This is a genomic window from Methylobacterium litchii, from assembly GCF_038442315.1.
Classification (GTDB): domain Bacteria; phylum Pseudomonadota; class Alphaproteobacteria; order Rhizobiales; family Beijerinckiaceae; genus Methylobacterium; species Methylobacterium litchii.
On the sequence record NZ_JBBXMY010000005.1, the window covers coordinates 70,389 to 92,596 of the forward strand.

Annotated in this window: 21 protein-coding genes and 1 tRNA gene; 14 read left to right on the forward strand and 8 right to left on the reverse strand. The window is 70.4% G+C overall.

Annotation, left to right across the window (positions count from 1 at the left end; all coding sequences use genetic code 11):
• Positions 1 to 92: 92 nt before the first annotated feature.
• From AAHF99_RS11390 to AAHF99_RS11415, 6 genes are all read right to left on the reverse strand, one after another.
• Positions 93 to 1,646 (reverse strand): heme biosynthesis protein HemY, encoded by a 1,554-nt coding sequence (locus tag AAHF99_RS11390; protein ID WP_342164418.1) that lies wholly within the window; start codon positions 1,644 to 1,646, stop codon positions 93 to 95.
• 111 nt (positions 1,647 to 1,757) lie between these two features.
• Positions 1,758 to 3,719 carry a COG4223 family protein gene (locus AAHF99_RS11395; protein WP_342164419.1) on the reverse strand — a complete coding sequence of 654 codons (1,962 nt, stop codon included), beginning with the start codon at positions 3,717 to 3,719 and terminating at the stop codon, positions 1,758 to 1,760.
• A 116-nt stretch (positions 3,720 to 3,835) separates the two neighbouring features.
• Complete coding sequence (locus AAHF99_RS11400; RefSeq protein WP_342164420.1) at positions 3,836 to 4,528, reverse strand: uroporphyrinogen-III synthase; 693 nt, start codon at positions 4,526 to 4,528, stop codon at positions 3,836 to 3,838.
• Between the two features lie 5 nt (positions 4,529 to 4,533).
• Entirely contained in the window at positions 4,534 to 5,412 is an 879-nt protein-coding gene (locus AAHF99_RS11405) for an aldose 1-epimerase family protein (RefSeq protein WP_342164421.1), read from the reverse strand.
• Between the two features lie 60 nt (positions 5,413 to 5,472).
• On the reverse strand, positions 5,473 to 5,781 hold the full coding sequence (locus AAHF99_RS11410; RefSeq protein ID WP_243952827.1) for a hypothetical protein: 309 nt from the start codon (positions 5,779 to 5,781) through the stop codon (positions 5,473 to 5,475).
• Positions 5,782 to 5,855: 74 nt separating this feature from the next.
• On the reverse strand, positions 5,856 to 6,521 hold the full coding sequence (locus tag AAHF99_RS11415; protein ID WP_342164422.1) for a DNA-binding protein: 666 nt from the start codon (positions 6,519 to 6,521) through the stop codon (positions 5,856 to 5,858).
• Between the two features lie 135 nt (positions 6,522 to 6,656).
• Between AAHF99_RS11415 and AAHF99_RS11420 the strand changes: the two genes are divergently transcribed.
• Together AAHF99_RS11420 and AAHF99_RS11425 are read left to right on the forward strand one after the other, a co-directional pair.
• Positions 6,657 to 7,322 (forward strand): response regulator, encoded by a 666-nt coding sequence (locus AAHF99_RS11420; protein WP_243952829.1) that lies wholly within the window; start codon positions 6,657 to 6,659, stop codon positions 7,320 to 7,322.
• Positions 7,322 to 8,578 carry a sensor histidine kinase gene (locus AAHF99_RS11425; RefSeq protein ID WP_342164423.1) on the forward strand — a complete coding sequence of 419 codons (1,257 nt, stop codon included), beginning with the start codon at positions 7,322 to 7,324 and terminating at the stop codon, positions 8,576 to 8,578. Before AAHF99_RS11420 ends, AAHF99_RS11425 begins: the two co-directional genes overlap by 1 nt.
• 1 nt (position 8,579) lies before the next feature.
• On the opposite strand, the gene AAHF99_RS11430 is transcribed toward AAHF99_RS11425, so the two are convergent.
• Positions 8,580 to 9,317 carry a sigma-70 family RNA polymerase sigma factor gene (locus tag AAHF99_RS11430; protein WP_342164424.1) on the reverse strand — a complete coding sequence of 246 codons (738 nt, stop codon included), beginning with the start codon at positions 9,315 to 9,317 and terminating at the stop codon, positions 8,580 to 8,582.
• 185 nt (positions 9,318 to 9,502) lie between these two features.
• Positions 9,503 to 9,579 (reverse strand) — tRNA-Asp (locus AAHF99_RS11435).
• 364 nt (positions 9,580 to 9,943) lie between these two features.
• Here AAHF99_RS11435 and AAHF99_RS11440 point away from each other — a divergent pair.
• From AAHF99_RS11440 to nuoL, 12 genes are all read left to right on the forward strand, one after another.
• On the forward strand, positions 9,944 to 10,309 hold the full coding sequence (locus tag AAHF99_RS11440) for an NADH-quinone oxidoreductase subunit A (RefSeq protein WP_243952832.1): 366 nt from the start codon (positions 9,944 to 9,946) through the stop codon (positions 10,307 to 10,309).
• 42 nt (positions 10,310 to 10,351) lie between these two features.
• Positions 10,352 to 10,942, forward strand: coding sequence for a NuoB/complex I 20 kDa subunit family protein (locus AAHF99_RS11445; RefSeq protein WP_243952833.1), 591 nt, complete (start codon positions 10,352 to 10,354; stop codon positions 10,940 to 10,942).
• Position 10,943: 1 nt separating this feature from the next.
• Positions 10,944 to 11,591, forward strand: coding sequence for an NADH-quinone oxidoreductase subunit C (locus AAHF99_RS11450; protein WP_342164425.1), 648 nt, complete (start codon positions 10,944 to 10,946; stop codon positions 11,589 to 11,591).
• A gap of 15 nt (positions 11,592 to 11,606) precedes the next feature.
• Positions 11,607 to 12,797 (forward strand): NADH-quinone oxidoreductase subunit D, encoded by a 1,191-nt coding sequence (locus tag AAHF99_RS11455; RefSeq protein WP_342164426.1) that lies wholly within the window; start codon positions 11,607 to 11,609, stop codon positions 12,795 to 12,797.
• A gap of 12 nt (positions 12,798 to 12,809) precedes the next feature.
• Positions 12,810 to 13,886: an NADH-quinone oxidoreductase subunit NuoE gene (gene nuoE / locus AAHF99_RS11460; protein WP_342164427.1), complete on the forward strand. Its 1,077-nt coding sequence runs from the start codon at positions 12,810 to 12,812 to the stop codon at positions 13,884 to 13,886.
• Positions 13,887 to 13,895: 9 nt separating this feature from the next.
• A complete protein-coding gene (nuoF, locus tag AAHF99_RS11465) occupies positions 13,896 to 15,197 on the forward strand; it encodes an NADH-quinone oxidoreductase subunit NuoF (RefSeq protein ID WP_342164428.1) in 1,302 nt (433 codons plus the stop codon).
• 91 nt (positions 15,198 to 15,288) lie between these two features.
• Complete coding sequence (nuoG, locus tag AAHF99_RS11470) at positions 15,289 to 17,370, forward strand: NADH-quinone oxidoreductase subunit NuoG (RefSeq protein ID WP_342164429.1); 2,082 nt, start codon at positions 15,289 to 15,291, stop codon at positions 17,368 to 17,370.
• Positions 17,371 to 17,379: 9 nt separating this feature from the next.
• Entirely contained in the window at positions 17,380 to 18,402 is a 1,023-nt protein-coding gene (gene nuoH, locus AAHF99_RS11475) for an NADH-quinone oxidoreductase subunit NuoH (RefSeq protein WP_342164431.1), read from the forward strand.
• A gap of 25 nt (positions 18,403 to 18,427) precedes the next feature.
• Positions 18,428 to 18,916: an NADH-quinone oxidoreductase subunit NuoI gene (gene nuoI / locus AAHF99_RS11480; RefSeq protein ID WP_342164433.1), complete on the forward strand. Its 489-nt coding sequence runs from the start codon at positions 18,428 to 18,430 to the stop codon at positions 18,914 to 18,916.
• Positions 18,917 to 19,056: 140 nt separating this feature from the next.
• A complete protein-coding gene (locus AAHF99_RS11485) occupies positions 19,057 to 19,677 on the forward strand; it encodes an NADH-quinone oxidoreductase subunit J (protein ID WP_342164434.1) in 621 nt (206 codons plus the stop codon).
• 22 nt (positions 19,678 to 19,699) lie between these two features.
• Positions 19,700 to 20,005: an NADH-quinone oxidoreductase subunit NuoK gene (gene nuoK, locus AAHF99_RS11490; protein WP_243952842.1), complete on the forward strand. Its 306-nt coding sequence runs from the start codon at positions 19,700 to 19,702 to the stop codon at positions 20,003 to 20,005.
• A 61-nt stretch (positions 20,006 to 20,066) separates the two neighbouring features.
• Positions 20,067 to 22,175 (forward strand): NADH-quinone oxidoreductase subunit L, encoded by a 2,109-nt coding sequence (gene nuoL, locus AAHF99_RS11495; RefSeq protein ID WP_342164437.1) that lies wholly within the window; start codon positions 20,067 to 20,069, stop codon positions 22,173 to 22,175.
• Positions 22,176 to 22,208: the final 33 nt, after the last annotated feature.

Sequence of the window (22,208 nt, forward strand, 5' to 3'; positions counted from 1 at the left end):
TTCGGCCGGCGTGCGGACGGCTTGGCAAGCTGCGCGGTGATCGGACTCTCTCCTCGACGGTGGCCCCGCACGGCCCCCGAATGAGCCGTTGTCTAGATATTGCTACGTTCCGATTGCGAAACAAGTTCACCGCCGCGCGCAGGAATGTCGCGCACGACAGGTTTGACACTTGTCCCCAACCCGGCCTGCACCGGCAGAACCGCCGCCACCATGCCCGCCGAGACGGGATCCGCCGTCTGCGCAGGAAGCTTCGGCTCCGCCGGGACGGGCTTGGGCGCCGCGAGGGCGGGCTCCGGATGCGGCTTCACTTGCAGCTGCGGCTCGTCCTCCTCCGGATCCATGGGCTCGGCCGGGGCGCCGAGGGCGTTCGGCGGGGCCTGCCACGTGAAGGCGTCGAGCTGGCCGGTGACCGGCGAGACCGGCTCCCAGGTCCGCGAGGCGGTACCGTCGGCGATCCAGAGCGGGTCGCGCGGGGCACGGGCGGCGCGGGAGAGCCATTCCCGGGCCCGGCCGGATTGGGCGCCGTGCTCGGCCTCCTCGATGGAGGCCATCATCAGGCAGGTGCGCGCCGTCGGCCCTTCGAGGGTGAGGGGCTGAAGCGCCTCGCGGGCACGGCCGAACTCGCGGGCATCCAGCGCTGCCTGGGCCACGGCGAGGCGGGCCTCGGGATCCCAGGACGAGATCTTGGCGAGCGTCTCGGCGCGGGCGAGGCGGTCGCGCACGGAATCGCCCGTGCGCAGGCCGAGATAGACCTGGGCGAGGTCGGGATGCGGGTTGATCTTCCACGCGCCCTCGATCACGCGGGCGGCCTTCTTGAGGTCGCCACGGCGGGCGAGCAGCCGGCCCGCGATGCAGGCGGCGGGCACGAGGCCGGGGCTCAGCTTCACCGCCTGAAGCGCCCGCTCGGCGGCGGATTCGGGCTCGCCGGCCTCCCGGTCGCGGGCGATGGCGGTGAGCAGCACGGCGCGCTGGCGCTTGGCCGCCTGCTTGTCGATCAGGCCGAGGGAGGCGCGGCGCTCCACCGTCTCCAGGGCGCCGGTCCAGTCGGTGTCGGCGCAATGCGCCTCCAGCATCGCGTCGTTGGCCCAGGTGACGCTCGGCGCGAGGCGCGAGGCCTCGGCGGCGTAGGCGCGAGCGGCGATCTCGTCGTCCCGGCGGCGGGCCTCCACGAACAGGCCGCGCAGGCCGAGCACCCGCGTCTCGGAGTCGTCGGCCATGGCCTGGAAGGCGCGCTCGGCGCCCTCCCGGTCCCCGGAGATCTGCGCGGCTTGGGCCTTCAGCAGGAGGGTCAGCGGCTCGGTGCCGAGCAGCCGCTCGGCGTCGCCCGCGTAGCGCTTGGCCGCCAGGGGATCGCCCGAGCCCACGGCGATCATCCCCCGCGAGAGGGCCGAAAGCCCCTTGGTCCGGCGCCGTTCGGAGGAGCCGCGCACCAGCGCCTCGGGCAGGCCGATGAAGCCGCGGATGATCGCCCAGACGATGCCGAGGACCACCGCCGCCGCGATCACGCCGACGATGGCGAGGGCGAGGCTGGTGCCGATCTGGTAGCCGTTCCACACCACCGTGACGGTGCCGGGCCTGTCGGCGATCCAGACCGCCCCGAAGGCGGCCACGGCCAGCAGGACGAGGTAGGCGAGGGCGCGCCACATGGGGTCAGTCTCTCCAGGCGCCGGCCGTGGGGCGGCCGGCGCGAATGCGGGATGGCGCGGGGTGTCTGGCACCCTGCGCCGATGGCTGGCGGTGGCGGGCGGCCGCCGCCGTCATTTCTGCGCGGCGGGGGCGGGCAGGGCCTGGAACGCGGCGGCGGTGAGCGTCTGCGAGGCGCCGGCCGCCTTGGCCCGCGCGGCGAGCGTCTGCCCGAAATCCCCGGCCTGGGCCTTTGCCTCCGGCGGCAGGGCGTCGAACGCCTTGGCCGCGCCCGCGAGGTCGCCCCGGTCGAGGGCGGCCTGAACCGCCTCCTCGGGGGCCGCCGTCGCCCCGTTGGTCTCGGCCGCGCCGGACTCGACCTTGCGCACCTGCACGAGGCCGTCGGCCATGCTGAGGAGCTTCGTGCGGAAATCGCCGCTCTCGGAGGCCGCCTTCACCTTGGCCGCCTGCCGCGCCTGGGCGATCTTGTCGGCGATGCCCCGGAACGTGCCCGCGAGCTGCGCCGTGGTCGGCGCGCCCTTCTCCGCGAAGGGGGCGAGGGCCTCCGCCTGATCCTGCGCGGACGGATCGAGCTTGCGCAGGGTGGCCAGCGGCTCGGCATAGGGCGTGCCGCTGGCGAGCGCCGAGGCGACGCGGTCGGCCACCACGACCCGCAGGGCCGCCTGGACGGTGGCGGTGGGGGCGCGGTCGGCGAGGCCCTTGTCGAGGGTGGCGATCTTGTCGCCCTGCTCGGCGAGCCTGCGGTCGACGGCCTTGGCCGCTTCGGCCGCCTGGCTCTGCCCGGCCTCGGCCGCCTTGCGGCTCGCCTCGGTCGCCGCCTGCACCGACTCGGTGGCGGCCTGCACCTTGGCGTCGAGGCTCTGCTGCAGCGACGCGAGCTTCTGGCCCAGGGCCGCGTCGGCATCGGCGTTCTGCTTGGTGCGGGACTCCATCTCGCTCTTGAGGGCAGCGATCGCGTCGGCCGTCTCCTTGGCCTTGGCGTCGTCCGCGCCCGCAGCCGGGGCCGCGCTTTCGAGGGCCTTCACACGGGAATCGAGCTCGGCGAGCTGCTTGGCGCCGTCGGCCTGGGCGACGCCCATGCCGGCAGCGGCGCCCGCGTCGCGGCCTGGCTCCTCGGTCAGCGCCGAGAGGCGCTGGTCCAGGTTGTCGAGCCGGGCGGCGACATCCTGCGGGACGGCGGCCTCGCCTGCGGCCGGCGGCGGGGCGGAGGCCTTGTCGAGGGCCTGCTTGGCGCTCGCCTCGGCGGTCGCGACACGCTTGTCGAGGGGCGCGAGGGCGTCCTTCGGCACGAAGGAGCCGAGGCGCTGGTCGATGCCGGCGATCTTCTGGTCGAGGGCCGCGACGCGCCCGGCCTCGCCGCCGACGCCCGCCTTCTCGGCGGCGAAGAGCAGGCCCGCACCGATGACGCCACCGATCAGGCCGGCGGCGGCCAGGGAGCCGAACCCGCCCCGCGCCTTCGCAGCCGGGGGCACGGCGGAGGAGGACGACAGGGACGGCGCCGGCGAGACGCCCGGCTTCGGAGAGGCGGCGGGAGCCGGCGAGGCGGTGGGCGTGGGGCCGGGCTTCGCCGAGGCGGATGCCGGCGAGGGCTTCACCGGATCGGCGGGCTTGGCCGGCTCGCCGGGCTTCGGCGGCACCTTCGCGGAATCCTTGGAGGCGTCCTTGGGCGCATCCTTCGCGGCCTCGGGGACGCGGGTCGCCTTGAGGTCGAGGATCGGGCCCGCCGTCACCGCCGCGCCGCCGACTGGCCCGGCCGGACCGCCGGGGCGGGCGCTCGGACCGGCCGTGTTCACGGGATCGGGCTTCTTCGGCTCGCCGGGCTTCCCGTCGCCGGGCTTGGTATCGCCGGGCTTCGGAGGTTCGGTCCTGCTCGCCTCGGACTTCACCGGCTCCGCGGGCTTCGCGGGCTCGGCGACCTTGGGCGGGGTGCCGGCCGGGGAGGGGGTGACGGGCTTCGTCGCGGAAAGCGGCACCGCACCGGGCTTCACCTCCGGCTTGACGTCGGGCTTCGTCTCCGGCTTCGCGCCGGACGGCCCGGAAGCGGGCTTGTCTGCGTCGCTGGGCGCTGACGTCACGGGCAGGTCCTCCACTCTCGGCGTCACGGCCGCTGCGGTCTCGCGGCGGCCCGTTCCCCTATCACCGCGCCGCCGGTTCCGGCGAGGGCGGCCTGTTGGCTTTGTCGGGCCGCCCGTCACCGGACCAACCCATCGAGCAGCGCCGTCTCGCGCGGCTGCGCCGCGACGAAATGGACCCGAATGCCCGCCTGTTCCAGCGTCCGCGCAACATCGGCGGACAGGCAGTAATGATTCAGAGCGCGGAAAGCTCCACCATGCCCCGCCGCCTCGCAGAGCGACACGGCGGTTTCCGCGCTTCGGCTGGAATAGTGCAACGCGGCCTCCAGCGTTCCCGCCATCAGGGCGTCCCCGACCGGCGCGGGCAGATCGGCGACGGCCTGCGCTTGGTAGGCGATGTGGATCACGAGGCGGAAACCCGCCTCCGTCAGCGCGGCGGCGGGCTCCGGCTTGCGGTCTTCCCCGGCGACGTGGAGCAGGCGCCCGCCGGCCGGCAGATGGCGTGCCACCAGGGCGGCGAGACCCGCCCCGTCGCCCGGCCCCTCGGTCACGGGCCCGAACCCGGCCTCCCGCGCACGCTCGGCGGTGCGGGTGCCCACGGCGAAGACCGGCACGTTCCGGAGGCGGGTTTCCAGCGCCGCGACGGCGTTGGCGCTGGTGAGGATGATCCCGTCGAACGGCCCCGCCGGCAGGGGCGTCTCCACGGCGCGGACGGCGAGGACCGGCGCGACCACCGGGGCATGGCCGAGCCCGGCCAACGCCGCGCCCGTGCGCGAGGCCCCTGGCTCCGGTCGCGCCACCCAGACGCGCATGATCCTTAGCCCTCCAGGCTCAGCCGCACCCCGTGGCGCGCCTGCGCACCGGGAGCGAGGAGGCGCTGCGAATCGCGCTCCGTGAGGTCGCCGTCGAAGCCCGCCCAATCGGCATGGCCGGTCCAGCATTCGAGGGAGAGGAACGGCGCGGTAGGCTTGGTCCACACGGCGAGATGCGGAAAGTCCTCCGCCTCCATGCGGATCGCCGCCCCGCCCGGCCCGGTGAAGCGCATCACCCGGCTCGCCGCGTTCTGGAACACGAAGGCCTCGGTGAAGATCGCGGGATCGAGGGGCAGGATCCGCCCGTCGAGGGGCACCGGCTGCTCGTCGCGCAGGAGGAGCCCCCCGTCACCGACCTTGGGGGCGAAGGGCCGCTCGGCTGTCTCGAACTCCACCGCGTAGCCGCCCTCCTTCGCGCGCTCACCCCCGGCGAAGGGCCACGGGAAGGCAGGGTGGAAACCCAGCGCGTAGGGCAGGGGGCCGTCACCCGGGTTGGCGACGATCACCTCGAAGTCGAGCCAGGCCGGGCGCAGGCGCGCCGTCACGTCCAGGCGGAAGGCATAAGGATAATGAGCCCGCGTCGCGTCGCTGTCGGTCAGGCGCAGCCGCACCGCGTCGTCGCTGCGCTCGATGACGGCGAAGGTCAGGTCGCGGGCGAAGCCGTGCTGGCCCATCGGGTAGGTGCGCCCATCGACCCGTACCGCCGCGCCGGCCGAGGCGCCGACCACCGGGAAGAGCCAGGGGGCGTGCCGGTTCCAGTGGGCGGGATCGCCGCTCCACAGATACTCGCGGCCGCCGACCCGCCACGAGACCGGCTCGGCCCCGTGGGTCGAGACGGTCGCCGTGGTGCCGTCCGGCGCGATGAGGTCGATCCGCTCGCCCAAGGCCCGCTCCCTCTCCAATCCGTTCACGAGTTAACGGACCGGCGGGAGGGTGCAAGGGCTTCAGTCGAGCTTCTTCAGCGAACCGAGGTCGACCTCGCCGTTCTGGCTCGTGAAGGTGAGCGAGCGCGACCCGCCATCGGCCTGCGAGACGCCGCCGATCCGGTGGTCGCCGCTGTCGTAGGTCGAGACCGTCCCATCGGACTCGATCAGGAGCCGCTTCTTGTCGGGGAAGAAGGCGTATTTCATCCCGTTCTGGGCGCCGCTCGTGGCGGGCGAACCGAGATCCTCCGGCCACCAGGGCTTGGTGCCCTCCATGGGCTTCATCGGCTCCATGGGCTTCATGGGTTCCATCGGCTTCATCGGTTCCATGGTGCGTCCTCCGCCTCGCAGTGAGAGTGCGGAGGACGCGCCGGACGGCGATCGGTTGCACGCCGACCGCAGGATCAGGGCCTCGGCCGCTCGCGGACCTTCCCGTCGAAGCCGACATGCAGTTCGCGCTCGCGTCCGTCCGCATCCTTGGCCGCGACCTCGAGATGGCGCGGCCCGCGCCCGGTGACACGCACGTCGCTGTAGCCGGCCGACTGCACCGCCGCCGTCAGGGCCGGGACATCGGGGGCGGGGGAGAGGCCGACCCGGTCCTTCGCCCAATCGAGGGTGCCGAAGGGCGGGCCGCCCGCCGGGCCGAGCACCACCTGCTTCCCGTCGCCATGGGTCAGCAGCCGGGCGTGGAGGAAGCCGTTCTCGAACCGGCCCTGCACGGTGACGCTCTCGCCCTTGGCGACGAGGGTCCCGCCTTCGCCGGCCCGGCCCGTCTCGACCAGCGCCCGGCCGGTCGGGTCCTGCACCACGAACTTGTTGCCGTAGATCTCGGCGACGTCGCCCTTGATCGCCGTCGCGCCGGAGGGCGCCAGGGCCTGGATCGCCACCGGCGCGACCGGCGTTTGCGCCACGGCGCGGTTCTTGGACAGCGACAGGCCCATCGCCCCGAAGGCGAGGGGCAGGGCCAGCGCCCCCACCACCCAGGTCCGCTTCGGGATGCGCTTGCCGGTCTCCGGCCGCGCGGCCGGGATTTCGGTGGCGGTGCCGTCGATCGTCTTGTTCTCACTCATCGTGTCTGCCTTTCCTGATCGGACCCGTTCGATCCGTGGCGGCAGGTCTAGGGGTGAGGGCGCGACGGGAACTGAACCGGGCGGTTCAGCCTCGGTTAAACGGCCTGACCTACCTGGAGCCGAGGAGGGACGGGCGTGAAGATCCTGCTGGTTGAGGACGATGCGGCGCTGGCGGCGGAGATCGACCGCGCCTTGCGCGCGGAGAACTTCGTCCTCGACCGGGCGGCGACGGGCGAGGATGCCCGCCATCTCGGGGAGACGGAGGGCTATGATGCCTGCATCCTCGATCTCGGCCTGCCGCGCGGCGACGGCGTCTCCGTATTGAATGCGTGGCGCGCGGCGGGGCGGACGCTCCCCGTGCTGGTGCTCACGGCCCGCGACGGGTGGAGCGACAAGGTCGCCGCGTTCAAGGCGGGCGCCGACGACTATCTCGTGAAGCCGGTGCGGGTGGAGGAACTGGTGATCCGCCTGCGCGCCCTGGTGCGGCGGAGCCAGGGGCACGGCGCGAGCCGCCTCAGCTGCGGCCCCTTGAGCTTCGATCCCGGCCTCGGCGCCTTCGAGCGGGACGGGCTGCCCCTGCGCCTCACCGGCCTCGAATGGCGGGTCCTGTCCTGCCTGATGCTCAACCGGGATTCGGTGGTGCCGCGCACCTATCTGATCGAGCGCGTCTACGACGGCGACGCGGAGGTCGATTCGAACTCGGTGGAGGTGATCGTCGCGCGGCTGCGCAAGAAGATCGCCCCGGCGCGGATCGAGGCGATACGCGGCCACGGCTACCGCCTCACGGCCGAGGCGGCCTGATGCACCTGCGCTTCGGCTCCCTGCGCACGCGCCTCGTCGCCGCCGCCCTCGCCGCCGTGACCGTGGCGCTGGTTGTCGCCGGCCTCGCCATCGGCGTGATCCTCACCCGCTTCCTGCGCGCGCAGATCGACGGGCGGCTCGACGCGCAGATCACGGCGCTGCGCGCCGGGCTGGAGGCGGGGACCCTGACCGCCCACCCGGAGCGGTTCGACGGCCCGCCCTTCGACCGGCCGGGCGGCTGGATCTGGGAGGTGCGGAGGGGCGACGAACTCGTCCGCTCGGACTCCTTCGACGAGCGCCGCCCGCCCGCGAACCTGATGCTGCGCGAACTCGACCTGCCAGGGGAGCCGCCCGCGCGGATCCTCGTCGGCGCGCCGCAGATCGCCCTCTACGGCCCCCTGCGCGACGTGCTGGTGAGCCTCGCCGTGGCGCTCGGCGGCCTCGGCCTCGTCCTCGCCTTCGGGGCGGTGGCGCAGGTGCGCCTCGGCCTCGCCCCCCTCCGGCGCCTGCGGGACCATCTCGCCGCCGTGCGCACCGGCCGCCAAGCGCGCATTCCCTCTCGCCAGCCGGAGGAGGTCCGCCCCCTCGTCACCGAGTTGAACGCCCTGCTGGACGAGAACGAGCGCAACCTCGACCGCGCCCGGGGCCATGTCGCCAACCTCGCCCACGCCCTCAAGACGCCGCTCGCGACCCTCGCCCTGGCCCTGCGCGACCCCGCCCGCGATCCCGAGGGGATTCTCGCCGCACAAGTGGACGACATGGACCGGCGGGTGCGTCACCATCTGCGCCGCGCCCGGGCCGCCGCCCTGGCGGGGCCGGGCCGGGCGCGCACGCCCCTGCTGCCGCGCCTGACGGACCTGCGGTCGGTGCTGGTGCGCATTCACGCGGACAAGGCGCCGGAGATCACTCTCGCCGTGCCGGACGGCCTCGCCCTGGCCTGCGAGGAGCAGGATTGCGACGAGATGCTGGGCAACCTCCTCGACAATGCCTGCCGGTGGTGTGCCGGACGCGTCTCCGTCACCGCGCAGCGCGTCGGGGCGCAGATCGAGATCCGCATCGAGGATGACGGGCCCGGCCTGACGCCGGAGGCGGCGACGGCGGTGATGGCGCGCGGGCGGCGCCTCGACGAGGCCGTCCCCGGCGACGGGTTCGGCCTGCCGATCACCCTCGAACTGGCGGAATTGTACGGCGGCGCGCTGAGCCTCGGGCGCGCGGCGAGCGGGGGCCTGCGCGCGACCCTCACCCTGCCGGGCTAGATCAGGCGGAGGCGTCGCTCGTCGTGCCGAGCGCCGAGAGGGTGACGCCGTCGCTGCCGATGTCGGCGCCGCCATAGCCGAGCATCCGCGCGAGCTGGGCCCGCGCCCGCCAGACCCGGCTCTTGGCCGTGCCGATCTGGCATTCCATGACGGCGGCGGCCTCCTCGTAGCTCAGGTTCTCGATGCCCACGAGGACGAGGGCCTCGCGCATCACCGGCGCCAAGCGGTCCAGGGCCGCGCGCACGTCCTGCAGGTCGAGATGGCCGCCCTGTTCCGGGGCGGCGGCGAGTCGGCCGGCATAATCGCCGTCGCTGTCGGGCACCTCGCGGGTCTGGCGGCGGTGCCGGCTGTAGAAGACGTTCCGCAGGATCGTGAACAGCCACGCTTCGAGGTTCGTGCCCGGCGCGAAGCCGCCGCGCCCGCGCCACGCGCGCAGGAGCGCATCCTGCACGAGGTCGTCGGCGGCCGCCGGCTCGCGCGCGAGCGACAGGGCGAACCGGCGCAGCGCCGGCACGCTCGCGAGCAGCCCCGTGCGGAACGTGTCCTCGTCCGCCGCGCCCAGGCGCCCGGCCTGCCCCAGCGCCTTGTCCAGGCGCGCGAGCAGGTCCGCGAACCCGTCGGGCTCGCTCGGCGCATCCGCGTAGGCGCCCTGCAGGAGCACGCCCAGATGCCGGCGCACGGAATCGGGAAGAAAGGGGGCGGCATCGCCGTCCAGAAGAGAGACGTCGGATTCGGTCATCAGGTCCGCTGGAAGACGGCGCGAGACGGGGACTCGCGTCAGAGCTTGAAGTGTTACCCGTCACCGGAGCGGACGCCGCAACATGCGTTAACCGGTAAGCGCATACCAGTCGCGCCGCAGGGCGGAAGACCGTGCACACAACGCCGCATGGGCGAACTGGTGATGGGGGAGGGGAAGCTTGAAAGTGGCGCGGGCGACGGGGCTCGAACCCGCGACCTCCGGCGTGACAGGCCGGCACTCTAACCAACTGAGCTACGCCCGCGCGGGCGGCCGCTGCTGAGCACCTCAGTGCTGCGCGACGACGGGGGGTGTATGGGTGGGAGCCCCCCCTGTCAAGCGCGAGTCGCGCCCGAATTCTCACGCCAGGCGAGAAAGCTTGGCAGGCCCGGAATCGCGGTTGTCGCGGGCGTCGCTCTGCCACGTGTGCGGATGTGCCGTCTGCGCAGAGCCGCCTCGTTCCCCATCTTGGATGAGGAGACGCGGTTTGTGCGACGCGGAACGCCCATTGTCATGCGACGGCGCCTCGACTAAGCCACCCGCGAACGCATCCTGGCATAAGAACAATTCCACCGGGGGAGCCGGTCCGGCCTCGCGCCGCTCCGTCCCTCGTCTCGTGAGGCTCGGGCATGACCGGATTGCTGGCGGACTACCTTCCGCTCATCGTGTTCATCGGGGTGGCGCTCTTCATCGCCTCCGCCCTGTTGGTGGTGCCCTTCCTGGTGGCCTTCAAGGCGCCGGATCCCGAGAAGCTGTCGGCCTACGAGTGCGGCTTCAACGCCTTCGACGACGCGCGCATGAAGTTCGACGTGCGCTTCTATCTCGTCGCCATCCTGTTCATCATCTTCGACCTCGAGGTCGCCTTCCTGTTCCCCTGGGCGATCACCTTCGGGGAGCTCGGGTGGTACGGCTTCTGGTCGATGATGATCTTCCTCGGCGTGCTGACCGTCGGGTTCGTCTACGAGTGGCGCAAGGGCGCCCTCGAGTGGGACTAACCCCCGCGATCCGCCGAGACCGTTGAGATTCCGAGGCGCTGCATGGCCCTGATCACCGAGACCTCACCCCGGACCCCGGCCATCGCGCCGCAGCCGAAGGGGATCATCGATCCGAACACCGGCCGCCCGATCGGCGCCGACGACCCGACCTTCCTGTCGATCAGCGACGAGCTGGCCGACCGGGGCTTCCTGCTCACCAGCGCCGACGAGCTCATCAACTGGGCCCGCACCGGCTCGCTGATGTGGATGACCTTCGGGCTCGCCTGCTGCGCGGTCGAGATGATGCAGATGTCGATGCCGCGCTACGATTGCGAGCGCTTCGGCTTCGCCCCGCGCGCCTCGCCACGCCAGTCCGACGTGATGATCGTCGCCGGCACGCTCACCAACAAGATGGCCCCGGCTTTGCGCAAGGTCTACGACCAGATGCCGGAGCCGCGCTACGTCATCTCGATGGGTTCCTGCGCCAACGGCGGCGGCTATTATCACTACTCCTACTCGGTGGTGCGTGGCTGCGACCGGGTGGTGCCGGTGGACATCTACGTGCCCGGCTGCCCGCCCACCGCGGAGGCGCTGCTCTACGGGGTGCTGCTCCTGCAGAAGAAGATCCGCCGCATCGGGACGATCGAGCGCTGATATGACGAACGGCATCTCGATCCTGAGCCACACCCCGGCCGAGGGCGGCGCCGACACCGTCGCCACCCTGGCCGAGCGCGTCTCCGGGGCGCTGGGTCCGGCCATCGTGTCGAAGGCCATCGCCTTCGGCGAGCTGACGCTGGTCGTGCAGGCCTCCGACATCGTCTACGCGCTGACCTACCTGCGCGACGACCCGGCCTGCGGCTTCCGCTGCTTCATCGACCTGTGCGGGGCCGACTACCCGCAGCGGGAGAAGCGGTTCGAGGTGGTCTACCACCTGTTGTCGCTGCGCCATAACAGCCGCATCCGGGTGAAGGTGCAGACCGACGAGGTGACGCCGGTCCCCTCGATCATCGAGGTCTTCCCGGCTGCCAACTGGTACGAGCGCGAGACCTACGACCTCTACGGGATCCTGTTCTCAGGCCACCCGGACCTGCGCCGGCTGCTGACGGATTACGGGTTCGAGGGTCACCCCCTGCGCAAGGACTTCCCGCTCACCGGCTTCGTCGAGGTCCGCTACGACCAGGACGAGGGCCGCGTGGTCTACGAGCCGGTCCAGCTGACGCAGGAATTCCGGAACTTCGACTTCCTCTCGCCGTGGGAGGGCACCGACTACGTGCTCCCGGGCGATGAGAAGAAGTCGGCCTGACGCGCGGAGGTCTTCGTGACGGAACACAACATCCGCAACTTCGCCATCAACTTCGGCCCGCAACATCCTGCGGCGCACGGGGTTCTCCGGCTGGTGCTCGAACTCGACGGCGAGGTCGTGGAGCGCGTCGATCCGCATATCGGCCTGCTGCATCGCGGCACCGAGAAGCTGATCGAGCACAAGACCTACGTCCAGGCGACGCCCTATTTCGACCGGCTCGACTACGTGTCGCCGATGAACCAGGAGCACGCCTTCTGCCTCGCGATCGAGAAGCTCGCCGGCATCGAGGTGCCGCGCCGGGCCAAGCTGATCCGGACGCTGTACTGTGAGATCGGCCGTCTGCTGTCGCATCTCCTCAACGTCACCACGCAGGCGATGGACGTTGGCGCCCTCACGCCCCCGCTCTGGGGCTTCGAGGAGCGCGAGAAGCTGATGATCTTCTACGAGCGGGCCTCCGGCGCCCGGCTCCACGCCAACTACTTCCGGCCCGGCGGCGTCCACCAGGACCTGCCGCCGAAGCTGATCGAGGACATCGACGCCTTCTGCGACCCGTTCCTGCAGGTGGTGGACGATCTCGACGCGCTCGTGATGGAGAGCCGCATCTTCAAGCAGCGCAACGTCGACATCGGCATCGTGTCGGTCGACGAGTGCATGGCCTGGGGCTTCTCGGGCGTGATGGTGCGCGGCTCCGGCATCCCGTGGGACCTGCGCAAGAGCCAGCCCTACGAGTGCTACGAGGAGATGGATTTCGACATCCCCGTGGGCAAGAACGGCGACACCTACGACCGGCAGGTGATCCGCATGGAAGAGATGCGGGAATCGGCCAAGATCATGAAGCAGTGCTGCGCCAAGCTGCGCGAGCCCGCCGGCCAGGGGCCGATCGCCTCCATGGACGGCAAGTTCGCACCGCCGCCGCGCCGGGAGATGAAGCGCTCGATGGAAGCGCTCATCCACCACTTCAAGCTCTACACCGAAGGCTTCCACGTCCCCGAGGGCGAGGTCTACGCCGCGGTCGAGGCGCCCAAGGGCGAGTTCGGCGTGTATCTCGTGTCGGACGGCACCAACAAGCCGTACCGCTGCAAGATCCGCGCTCCGGGATTCGCGCACCTTCAGGCGATGGATTGGATGTGCCGCGGGCACCTTCTGGCCGACGTGTCCTGCGTGCTCGGCACGCTGGACATCGTGTTCGGCGAAGTGGACCGCTGAGACGGTAGGACGATGGCAAACCGCAGACTCGCCCCGGCTTCTGAGCAGCCCGAGAGCTTCGCCTTCACGCAAGAGAACGCGGAATGGGCGAAGCACCAGATCGCCAAGTACCCGGAGGGCCGTCAGGCCTCCGCGGTGATCCCGCTCCTGTGGAAGGCGCAGGAGCAGAATGGCGGCTGGCTGCCGCAGAAGGCCATCGAGACGGTGGCGGCCGAACTTGGCATGCCGAAGATCCGCGTGCTCGAAGTCGCGACCTTCTACACGATGTTCGCCCTTGAGCCGGTGGGCCGGTTCTGGATCCAGCTCTGCGGCACGGTCCCGTGCGATTCCTGCGGCGCCCGCGAGTTGAAGGGCATGCTGGAGAAGCGCCTCGGCCCGCCCGGCCACGTCTCGGCGGACGGAAACTTCTCGTGGCTGGAGGTCGAGTGCCTGGGCGCCTGCTGCAACGCGCCGATGGTCCAGATCAACCAGGACTATTACGAGGACCTGACCCCCGAATCGCTGTCGCAGCTGATGGACGACCTCGCGGCCGGACGGCCGGTGCAGATCGGCTCGCAGACCGGGCGTACCTCCTCCGAGCCGCAAGGCGGCGCCAACACGCTCACCGACGAGACCCTGTTCGACGGGTCGCGGGTCGGCGCGTGGCGCAAGCGCTTCGAGCAGGCGAAGGACAGCGAGGGCGCCGAGGCGACGACGCCCCCCGCCAAGACCGGCGAGGCCGAATCGGCGACGCAGCAGGCGGCCACCGCACCCCGGCCCGCCAAGCCCGATGCCGGCCGCCCGGTGGAGCGGACGGCCTCCGACGCCCCGGCCCAGCGCGCCGCCGACGGACAGGAGCCGGTGAAGCCCGAGGACCGGGCCGACGCCGCCGAGCGCGGCCGATCCGTCGCCAAGCATGGCGGCGCCCGCCAGGGCGACGCGGACGCCCTCGATTCGCCGGCCAAGCGCGTTGCCGAGGGCGAGCCCGCCGCCGGCGAGGAGAGCCGCCAGGAATTGCCGGGTCGCGACATCCCCCCGCCGCCGCCGGAAGCCACGGGCGCCAGCGAGGCGGTGGAGGAGAAGCTCGACTCCGCGCCAGAGAAGAAGTGAGGGCCTGACATGCTCGCCGATCAGGATCGCATCTTCACCAACCTCTACGGGCTGCATTCGCCGGGGCTCGACGCCGCGAAGAAGCGCGGCGCCTGGGACGGGACCAAGTTCCTCCTGGAGCAGGGCCGCGACTGGATCATCGAGGAGATGAAGGCCTCAGGGCTTCGCGGCCGTGGCGGCGCCGGCTTCCCGACCGGCCTCAAGTGGTCGTTCATGCCCAAGAAGTCGGACGGGCGGCCGCATTACCTCGTGGTCAACGCCGACGAGTCGGAGCCGGGCACCTGCAAGGACCGGGAGATTATGCGGCACGATCCGCATCTCCTGATCGAAGGCTGCATGCTGGCCTGCTTCGCCATGGGCGCGCATGCCTGCTACGTCTACATCCGTGGCGAGTACGTCGCCGAGAAGCACGCCCTGCAGAAGGCCGTGGACGAGGCTTACGAGGCGCGCCTCGTCGGGCCGAACAACGTCCACGACTACCCGTTCGACATCTACGTCCACCACGGCGCGGGCGCGTATATCTGCGGCGAGGAGACGGCCCTCATCGAGAGCCTTGAGGGCAAGAAGGGAATGCCGCGGCTGAAGCCGCCCTTCCCGGCTAATATGGGCCTCTACGGCTGCCCCACGACCGTGAACAACGTCGAATCCATCGCGGTGGCAGGCACGATCCTGCGGCGCGGCGCGGCGTGGTTTGCCGGGCTCGGCGGCAAGAACAACACCGGCACGAAGCTCTTCTGCATCTCGGGGCACGTCAACACGCCGTGCAACGTCGAGGAGGAGCTGGGCATCACCTTCCGCGAGCTGATCGACAAGCATTGCGGCGGCATGCGCGGCGGGTGGGACAACCTCCTCTGCTCCATCCCCGGCGGATCGTCGGTTCCGCTGGTGCCGGCGGAGCAGATCATCGACGCCAAGATGGACTTCGACACCCTGCGCAACCTCGGCTCGGGCCTGGGTACGGCGGCGGTGATCGTGCTCGACAAGTCCACCGACATCGTCGGCGCGATCGCCCGCATCTCGTACTTCTACAAGCACGAATCCTGCGGCCAGTGCACGCCCTGCCGCGAGGGCACGGGCTGGATGTGGCGGGTGCTGACGCGCATGGCCGAAGGCCGGGCGCAGAAGCGCGAGATCGACATGCTGTTCGAGGTGACGAAGCAGATCGAGGGCCACACGATCTGCGCGCTCGGCGACGCGGCGGCCTGGCCGATCCAGGGCCTCATCCGCCACTTCCGCCCCGAGATCGAGAAGCGGATCGACCGCTACTCGGCCAACCCCCATTCCGATCCGGTGCCGATGGCAGCGGAGTGATCGCCATGGGGCCGTCCCGCCTGCATCCTCGCCCCGCGCGGGCTGCAAGAACGGCCCCTTCCGCGTTCGTGCCAGATTTCGAGACGTTCCGATGACCAAAATCCTCGTCGACGGCACCGAGGTCGATGTCCCGGCCGACTACACGCTGCTCCAGGCGTGCGAGATCGCGGGGGCCGAGATCCCGCGCTTCTGCTTCCACGAGCGGCTGTCCATCGCCGGCAATTGCCGCATGTGCCTCGTGGAGCTGAAGGGCGCCCCGAAGCCGGTGGCCTCCTGCGCCTACGCGGTGAAGGATTGCCGGCCCGGCCCGAACGGCGAGCCGCCGGAGGTGCTGACGCGCTCGGGCCTCACCAAGAAGGCCCGCGAGGGGGTGATGGAGTTCCTCCTCATCAACCACCCGCTCGATTGCCCGATCTGCGACCAGGGCGGCCATTGCGACCTGCAGGATCAGGCGATGGCCTACGGCGTCGACTCGACCCGCTATCAGGAGAACAAGCGGGCGGTCGAGGAGAAGCATATCGGCCCGCTGGTGCGGACGGCGATGAACCGCTGCATCCACTGCACCCGCTGCGTGCGCTTCCTGGCGGAGGTGGCCGGCGTGCCGGACCTCGGCGCCATCGGGCGCGGCGAGGACATGGAGATCACCAGCTACCTCGAACAGTCGATGGCCTCGGAGCTTCAGGGCAACGTCGCCGACCTGTGCCCGGTGGGCGCGCTGGTCCACAAGCCGCAGAGCTACAACGTCCGCCCGTGGGAGCTGTCCAAGACCGAATCGGTCGACGTGATGGACGCGGTCGGCTCGGCGATCCGCGTCGACACCCGTGGCCGCGAGGTCATGCAGATCGAGCCGCGGGTCAACGAGGACATCAACGAGGAGTGGATCTCCGACAAGACCCGCCACGTCGTGGACGGGCTGCGGATGCAGCGCCTCGACCGGCCGTACCTGCGCGAGAACGGCCGCCTGCGCTCGGCCTCCTGGGGCGAGGCGTTCCAGGCGATCGCCGCCAAGGTGAAGGGTACCGATGGGAAGCGCATCGGCGCCATCGTCGGCGACCTCGCCGCCGTGGAGGAGACGTTCGCGCTCCGTGAGCTGATCCGCAGCCTCGGTTCGGCCAACCTCGATTGCCGCCAGACCGGCGCGGGCCTCGACCCGTCGCTCGGGCGGGCGAGCTACCTGTTCAACCCGACGATCCCGGGCATCGAGGCGGCGGACGCGATCCTGATCGTCGGCGCCAACCCGCGCACCGAAGCGTCGATGCTGAACGTCCGCATCCGCAAGCGCTGGCGCATGGCCCCGCTGGCGGTGGGCGTGATCGGCGAGCAGATCGACCTGACCTATCCGAGCCACTACCTCGGCGCCGGCTCCGAGTCGCTGGCCGCCCTGGCGCGGGGCGAGCACAGCTTCCTCGACGTGCTCAAGGAGGCGAAGGCTCCGCTCATCGTCGTCGGCGCGAACGTCGCCCCCGGCGTGATGGCCGCCGCCGCCACGCTGGCGCAGGAGATCGGCGCGACTGCCGAGGGCAAGCCCGGCTTCGGCGTGCTGCACCATGCGGCGGCGCGGGTCGGCGCGCTCGATCTCGGCTTCGTGCCGGGGGAGGGCGGCCTGACCTTCGCGCAGATGATCGCCGCCGGCGGGGTGGACGTGCTGTTCAACCTCGGCGCGGACGAGTGCGAGGTCGCCCCCGGCGCCTTCGTGATCTACCAGGGCACCCACGGCGACCGGGGCGCCTCCCGCGCCGACGTGATCCTGCCGGGCGCCGCCTATACCGAGAAGAACGCGACCTTCGTGAACCTCGAAGGCCGGGTGCAGGTCGCCAACCGCGCCGGCTTCCCGCCGGGCGACGCCCGCGAGGATTGGGCGATCCTGCGCGCCCTGTCGGACGTGCTGGGCCACCGCCTGCCGTTCGATTCGCTGATCGCGCTCCGCAAGGCGCTCTACGCGGCGCACCCGCATTTCGCCGGCGTCGATACGGTGGAGGCCGGTGACGTGGCTGGCGCCGTGGCGGCCCTGGCGCAGCGCGGCGGCGAGACCGGAACCGGGGCCTTCGTGTCGCCGGTCGGTGATTTCTACCTGACGAACCCGATTGCCCGCGCGTCGCGCGTGCTGGCCGAATGCTCGCGGCTCGCCCGCGAGCGCGCGGCAGAGCCGGCCCCCCTCGCGGCGGCCGAGTAGGAGAGCCCGATGACGCCCCTGGAACTCGTCGGGACCGTGCTCCTGATCGCGCTGAAGAGCTTCGTGCTCCTCGCCGCGCTCCTCGTCTTCATCGCCTACGCGCTCCTCGCCGACCGGAAGATCTGGGCGGCGGTGCAGCTGCGCCGGGGGCCGAACGTGGTCGGCCCCTACGGGCTGTTCCAGTCCTTCGCGGATCTGCTCAAGTTCGTGCTGAAGGAGCCCGTCATCCCGGCGGGCGCCAACAAGGCGATCTACCTGCTGGCGCCGCTCGTCTTCGCCATGCTCGCCCTGTCGAGCTGGGCGGTGATGCCGATCGCCGACGGCTGGGCCATCGCCGACATCAATGTCGGCGTCACCTACATCTTCGCGATCTCGTCGCTCGGCGTGTACGGCGTCATCATGGGCGGCTGGGCGTCGAACTCGAAATACGCCTTCCTCGGCGCGCTGCGCTCGGCGGCGCAGATGATCTCCTACGAGGTGTCGCTGGGTTTCGTGATCATCTGCGTGCTGATGTGCGCGGGCTCGCTGAACCTCACGCGGATCGTGACGGCGCAGGACACCAGCCTCGGCCTGTTCGGCTGGTACTGGCTGTGGCTGTTCCCGATGTTCGTGGTGTTCTTCATCTCGGCGCTGGCCGAGACGAACCGCCCGCCCTTCGATCTGCCGGAGGCCGAATCGGAGCTCGTGGCCGGCTACATGGTCGAGTACTCCTCGACCCCGTACCTGCTGTTCATGCTCGGCGAGTACGTCGCGATCATGAGCATGTGCGCGCTGGGCACCGTGCTGTTCCTCGGCGGCTGGCTCTCGCCGATCCCGTTCGCGCCCTTCACCTGGGTGCCCGGCGTGATCTGGTTCGTGCTGAAGGCGAGCTTCCTGTTCTTCGGCTTCGCGATGGTGAAGTCCATCGTGCCGCGCTACCGCTACGACCAGCTGATGCGGCTCGGCTGGAAGGTCTTCCTCCCCCTTTCGCTCGTCTCCGCCGTGGTCGTGGCCTTCGTCCTGAAGATCACCGGCCTGGCGCCCGGCGCGTGACCCCAAGACATCCGGAGATCACGGCATGAAGCTGGATCAGGTTGCCAAGAGCCTCCTCTTGAAGGAGTTCGTGTCGGGGATGGTCCTCGGCATGCGCTACTTCTTCAAGCCGAAGGCGACGATCAACTACCCGTTCGAGATGGGCCATCGCGGGCCGCGTTTCCGGGGCGAGCATGCCCTGCGCCGCTATCCCAACGGCGAGGAGCGGTGCATCGCCTGCAAGCTCTGCGAGGCGATCTGCCCGGCCCAGGCCATCACCATCGAGGCGGGCCCCCGCCGGAACGACGGCACGCGCCGTACCACCCGCTACGACATCGACATGGTGAAGTGCATCTACTGCGGCATGTGCCAGGAGGCCTGCCCGGTGGACGCCATCGTGGAGGGGCCGAACTTCGAGTTCTCGACGGAGACCCGCGAGGAGCTGCTCTACGACAAGCAGAAGCTGCTCGTGAATGGTGACCGCTGGGAGCGCGAGATCGCGCGCAACATCGCGATGGACGCGCCCTACCGCTGACAGGCATGTGCCTGTCGGCTGCCGCATTGCGGCAAGACCGTTGTGCCGGCCCTGGCCGGGTTCTATAGACGGGCCGCCTGCGGCGGCCTGACGCCACCGAGGCAGAAGGGGCCGCGCGAGCGGCCGGACGCACGAAGCGCATGACCGCAGCAGCCGCCTTCTTCTACCTGTTCGCGAGCCTCGCCGTCGCGTCGGGCTTCATGGTGATCGCCTCCCGCAATCCCGTCGCGTCGGTGTTGTTCCTGATTCTCGCCTTCGTGAACGCGGCGGGGCTGTTCGTGCTGATGGGCGCGGAATTCCTCGCGATGATCCTCGTGGTCGTCTACGTGGGCGCGGTCGCCGTGCTGTTCCTGTTCGTGGTGATGATGCTCGACGTGGATTTCGCCGAGCTGCGCCAGGGCTTCCAGCAATACCTTCCGGTCGGCGCGCTGATCGGCGCGATCTTCCTGATCGAGATTCTGCTGGTGGTCGGCTCGTGGAGCATCGATCCGGGCCTCGTGCAGGCGCCGCTGGGCAACGTCGCGAGCGCGGAGAACATGACCAACGCCCAGGCGCTGGGCCGCGTGATCTACACGGACTACGCGTATTTCTTCCAGATCGCCGGCCTCATCCTCCTCGTGGCGATGATCGGCGCGATCGTGCTGACGCTGCGGGACCGGCCGGGCGTGAAGCGCCAGAACATCGCGGTGCAGAACGCCCGCACCCAGGCCACCGCCGTGGAGACCCGCAAGGTGCCTTCGCGCCAGGGCGTGGAAGTCTGATGCCCGCCGGAGGGATTGCACGATGATCGGCCTCAGCCACTACCTCACCGTCGCGGCGATCCTGTTCACGCTCGGCGTGCTCGGCATCTTCATCAACCGCAAGAACATCATCGTCATCCTGATGTCGGTCGAGTTGATCCTGCTCGCGGTCAACATCAACCTCGTCGCCTTCTCGACCCAGCTGAACGACATCACCGGACAGGTCTTCGCCCTGTTCGTGCTGACGGTTGCGGCGGCCGAGTCGGCCATCGGCCTCGCCATCCTGGTGGTGTTCTTCCGCAACCGCGGATCGATCGCGGTCGAGGACGTGAGCATGATGAAGGGCTGAGTAAGCCCTTCGTCGCTCCCAACCCGCCCCGCCCGACGCGAAGACGGACAGCCTTCCCCCGATGTACCACGCGATCGTCTTCTTCCCGCTCATCGGCGCCCTCACCGCCGGCCTGTTCGGGCGCTCCCTCGGCGCGCGGGCCTGCGAGCTGATCACCACGTCCTGCCTGGCCTTCGCCGCGCTGATCGCCTGGGGCGTCTTCATCGACGGCGGGCCGGAGGTACGGGTGCAGGTGGCCTCGTGGTTCACCGCCGGGGACCTGACGGTCGATTGGGCCTTCCGCATCGACACGCTGACGCGGGTGATGCTCGTGGTCGTGACCTCGGTCTCGACCCTCGTGCACCTCTACTCCATCGGCTACATGCACGAGGACCCGCACCGGCCGCGCTTCTTCGCGTACCTGTCGCTGTTCACCTTCGCCATGCTGATGCTGGTGACGGCGGACAACCTCGTACAGATGTTCTTCGGCTGGGAGGGCGTCGGCCTCGCCTCCTACCTGCTGATCGGCTTCTGGTACGAGAAGCCCTCGGCCAACGCCGCGGCGATGAAGGCGTTCATCGTCAACCGCGTCGGCGATTTCGGCTTCTCGCTCGGTATCTTCCTCATCTTCGTGCTGTTCGGCTCGGTGGCCTTCGACGGGATCTTCCCGAAGATCGACGCCGTGAAGGAGATGAGCTTCCATTTCCTCGGCTATGACTGGAACGCCCTGACGCTGGCCTGCCTGCTCCTGTTCATGGGCGCGATGGGTAAGTCGGCGCAGTTCCTGCTCCACACGTGGCTGCCGGACGCGATGGAGGGCCCGACCCCGGTCTCGGCGCTGATCCACGCGGCGACGATGGTGACGGCCGGCGTGTTCATGGTCGCCCGGCTCTCGCCCCTGTTCGAGGTGGCGCCGAACGCGCTGATCGTCGTGACGGTCATCGGCGGCATCACCGCCTTCTTCGCGGCGACCGTCGGCCTCGTGCAGAACGACATCAAGCGCGTGATCGCGTACTCGACCTGCTCGCAGCTCGGCTACATGTTCGTGGCGCTCGGCGTCGGCGCCTACTCGGCCGGCGTGTTCCACCTGTTCACCCACGCCTTCTTCAAGGCGCTGCTGTTCCTCGGGGCCGGCTCGGTCATCCACGCGATGCACCACGAGCAGGACATGCGGAACATGGGCGACCTGCGCCGCCACATCCCCTTCACCTGCGCGATGATGGCGATCGGCACCCTCGCACTGATCGGCTTCCCCTTCACCTCCGGCTACTACTCGAAGGACGCGATCATCGAGGCGGCCTATGCCTCGACCCGGCCGGGCCACACGCTCGCGTTCCTCTGCACGGTGATCGCCGCCTTCTTCACCTCGTTCTACTCCTGGCGCCTGTTCTTCATGACCTTCGAGGGTCCGGCGCGCTGGGGCGTCCACGCGGCGCACGATCACCACGCCGCGCCGGCCGTCGCCCATTCCGCCATGGCCCACGAGGCCGATGGTGCGCCGGGTCACACCGAGGGCGCCGCCCACGACAACAAGGGTCACGACATCGAGCCGGCCCACCACAGCGACGTCGTGGCGGACGACCATCACGGCCACGGGCACCACGGCGATCACACGCCGCACGAGAGCCCGCTGGTGATGACGATCCCGCTGGCGATCCTGGCGTTCGGCGCGCTGTTCGCGGGCCTGATCTTCAAGAACAAGTTCATCGGCGAGGGCATGGACGCCTTCTGGGGCCACGCCCTGGCGCACGGCCCGGACAACCATATCATGCACGAGATCCACGAGGTCCCGGCGCTGGTCTCCTACTCGCCGTTCATCATGCTGGTGGGGGGCTTCGTCCTGGCCTTCTGGATGTACATCCGCCAGCCGAAGCTGCCGGGCGAACTCGCCGCGCAGCAGCCGACCCTGTACCGCTTCCTGCTCAACAAGTGGTACGTGGACGAGATCTACGACGCGATCTTCGTGCGGCCCGCGAAGAAGTTCGGCCTGTTCCTCTGGAAGGAGGGCGACGGCCGGATCATCGACGGGTTCGGCCCGAACGGCATCGCCGCCCGGGTGGTGGACGTCACCCGCGGGGTGGTCCGCCTCCAGACCGGCTACCTCTACCATTACGCGTTCGTCATGCTCATCGGCGTCGCCGGCTTGATCAGCTGGTACCTGATGACCGGCCTGCCGAAGGGCACCCACTGATGCGACGGTCTTCGTTGCGGCAGGCAGAGGGGA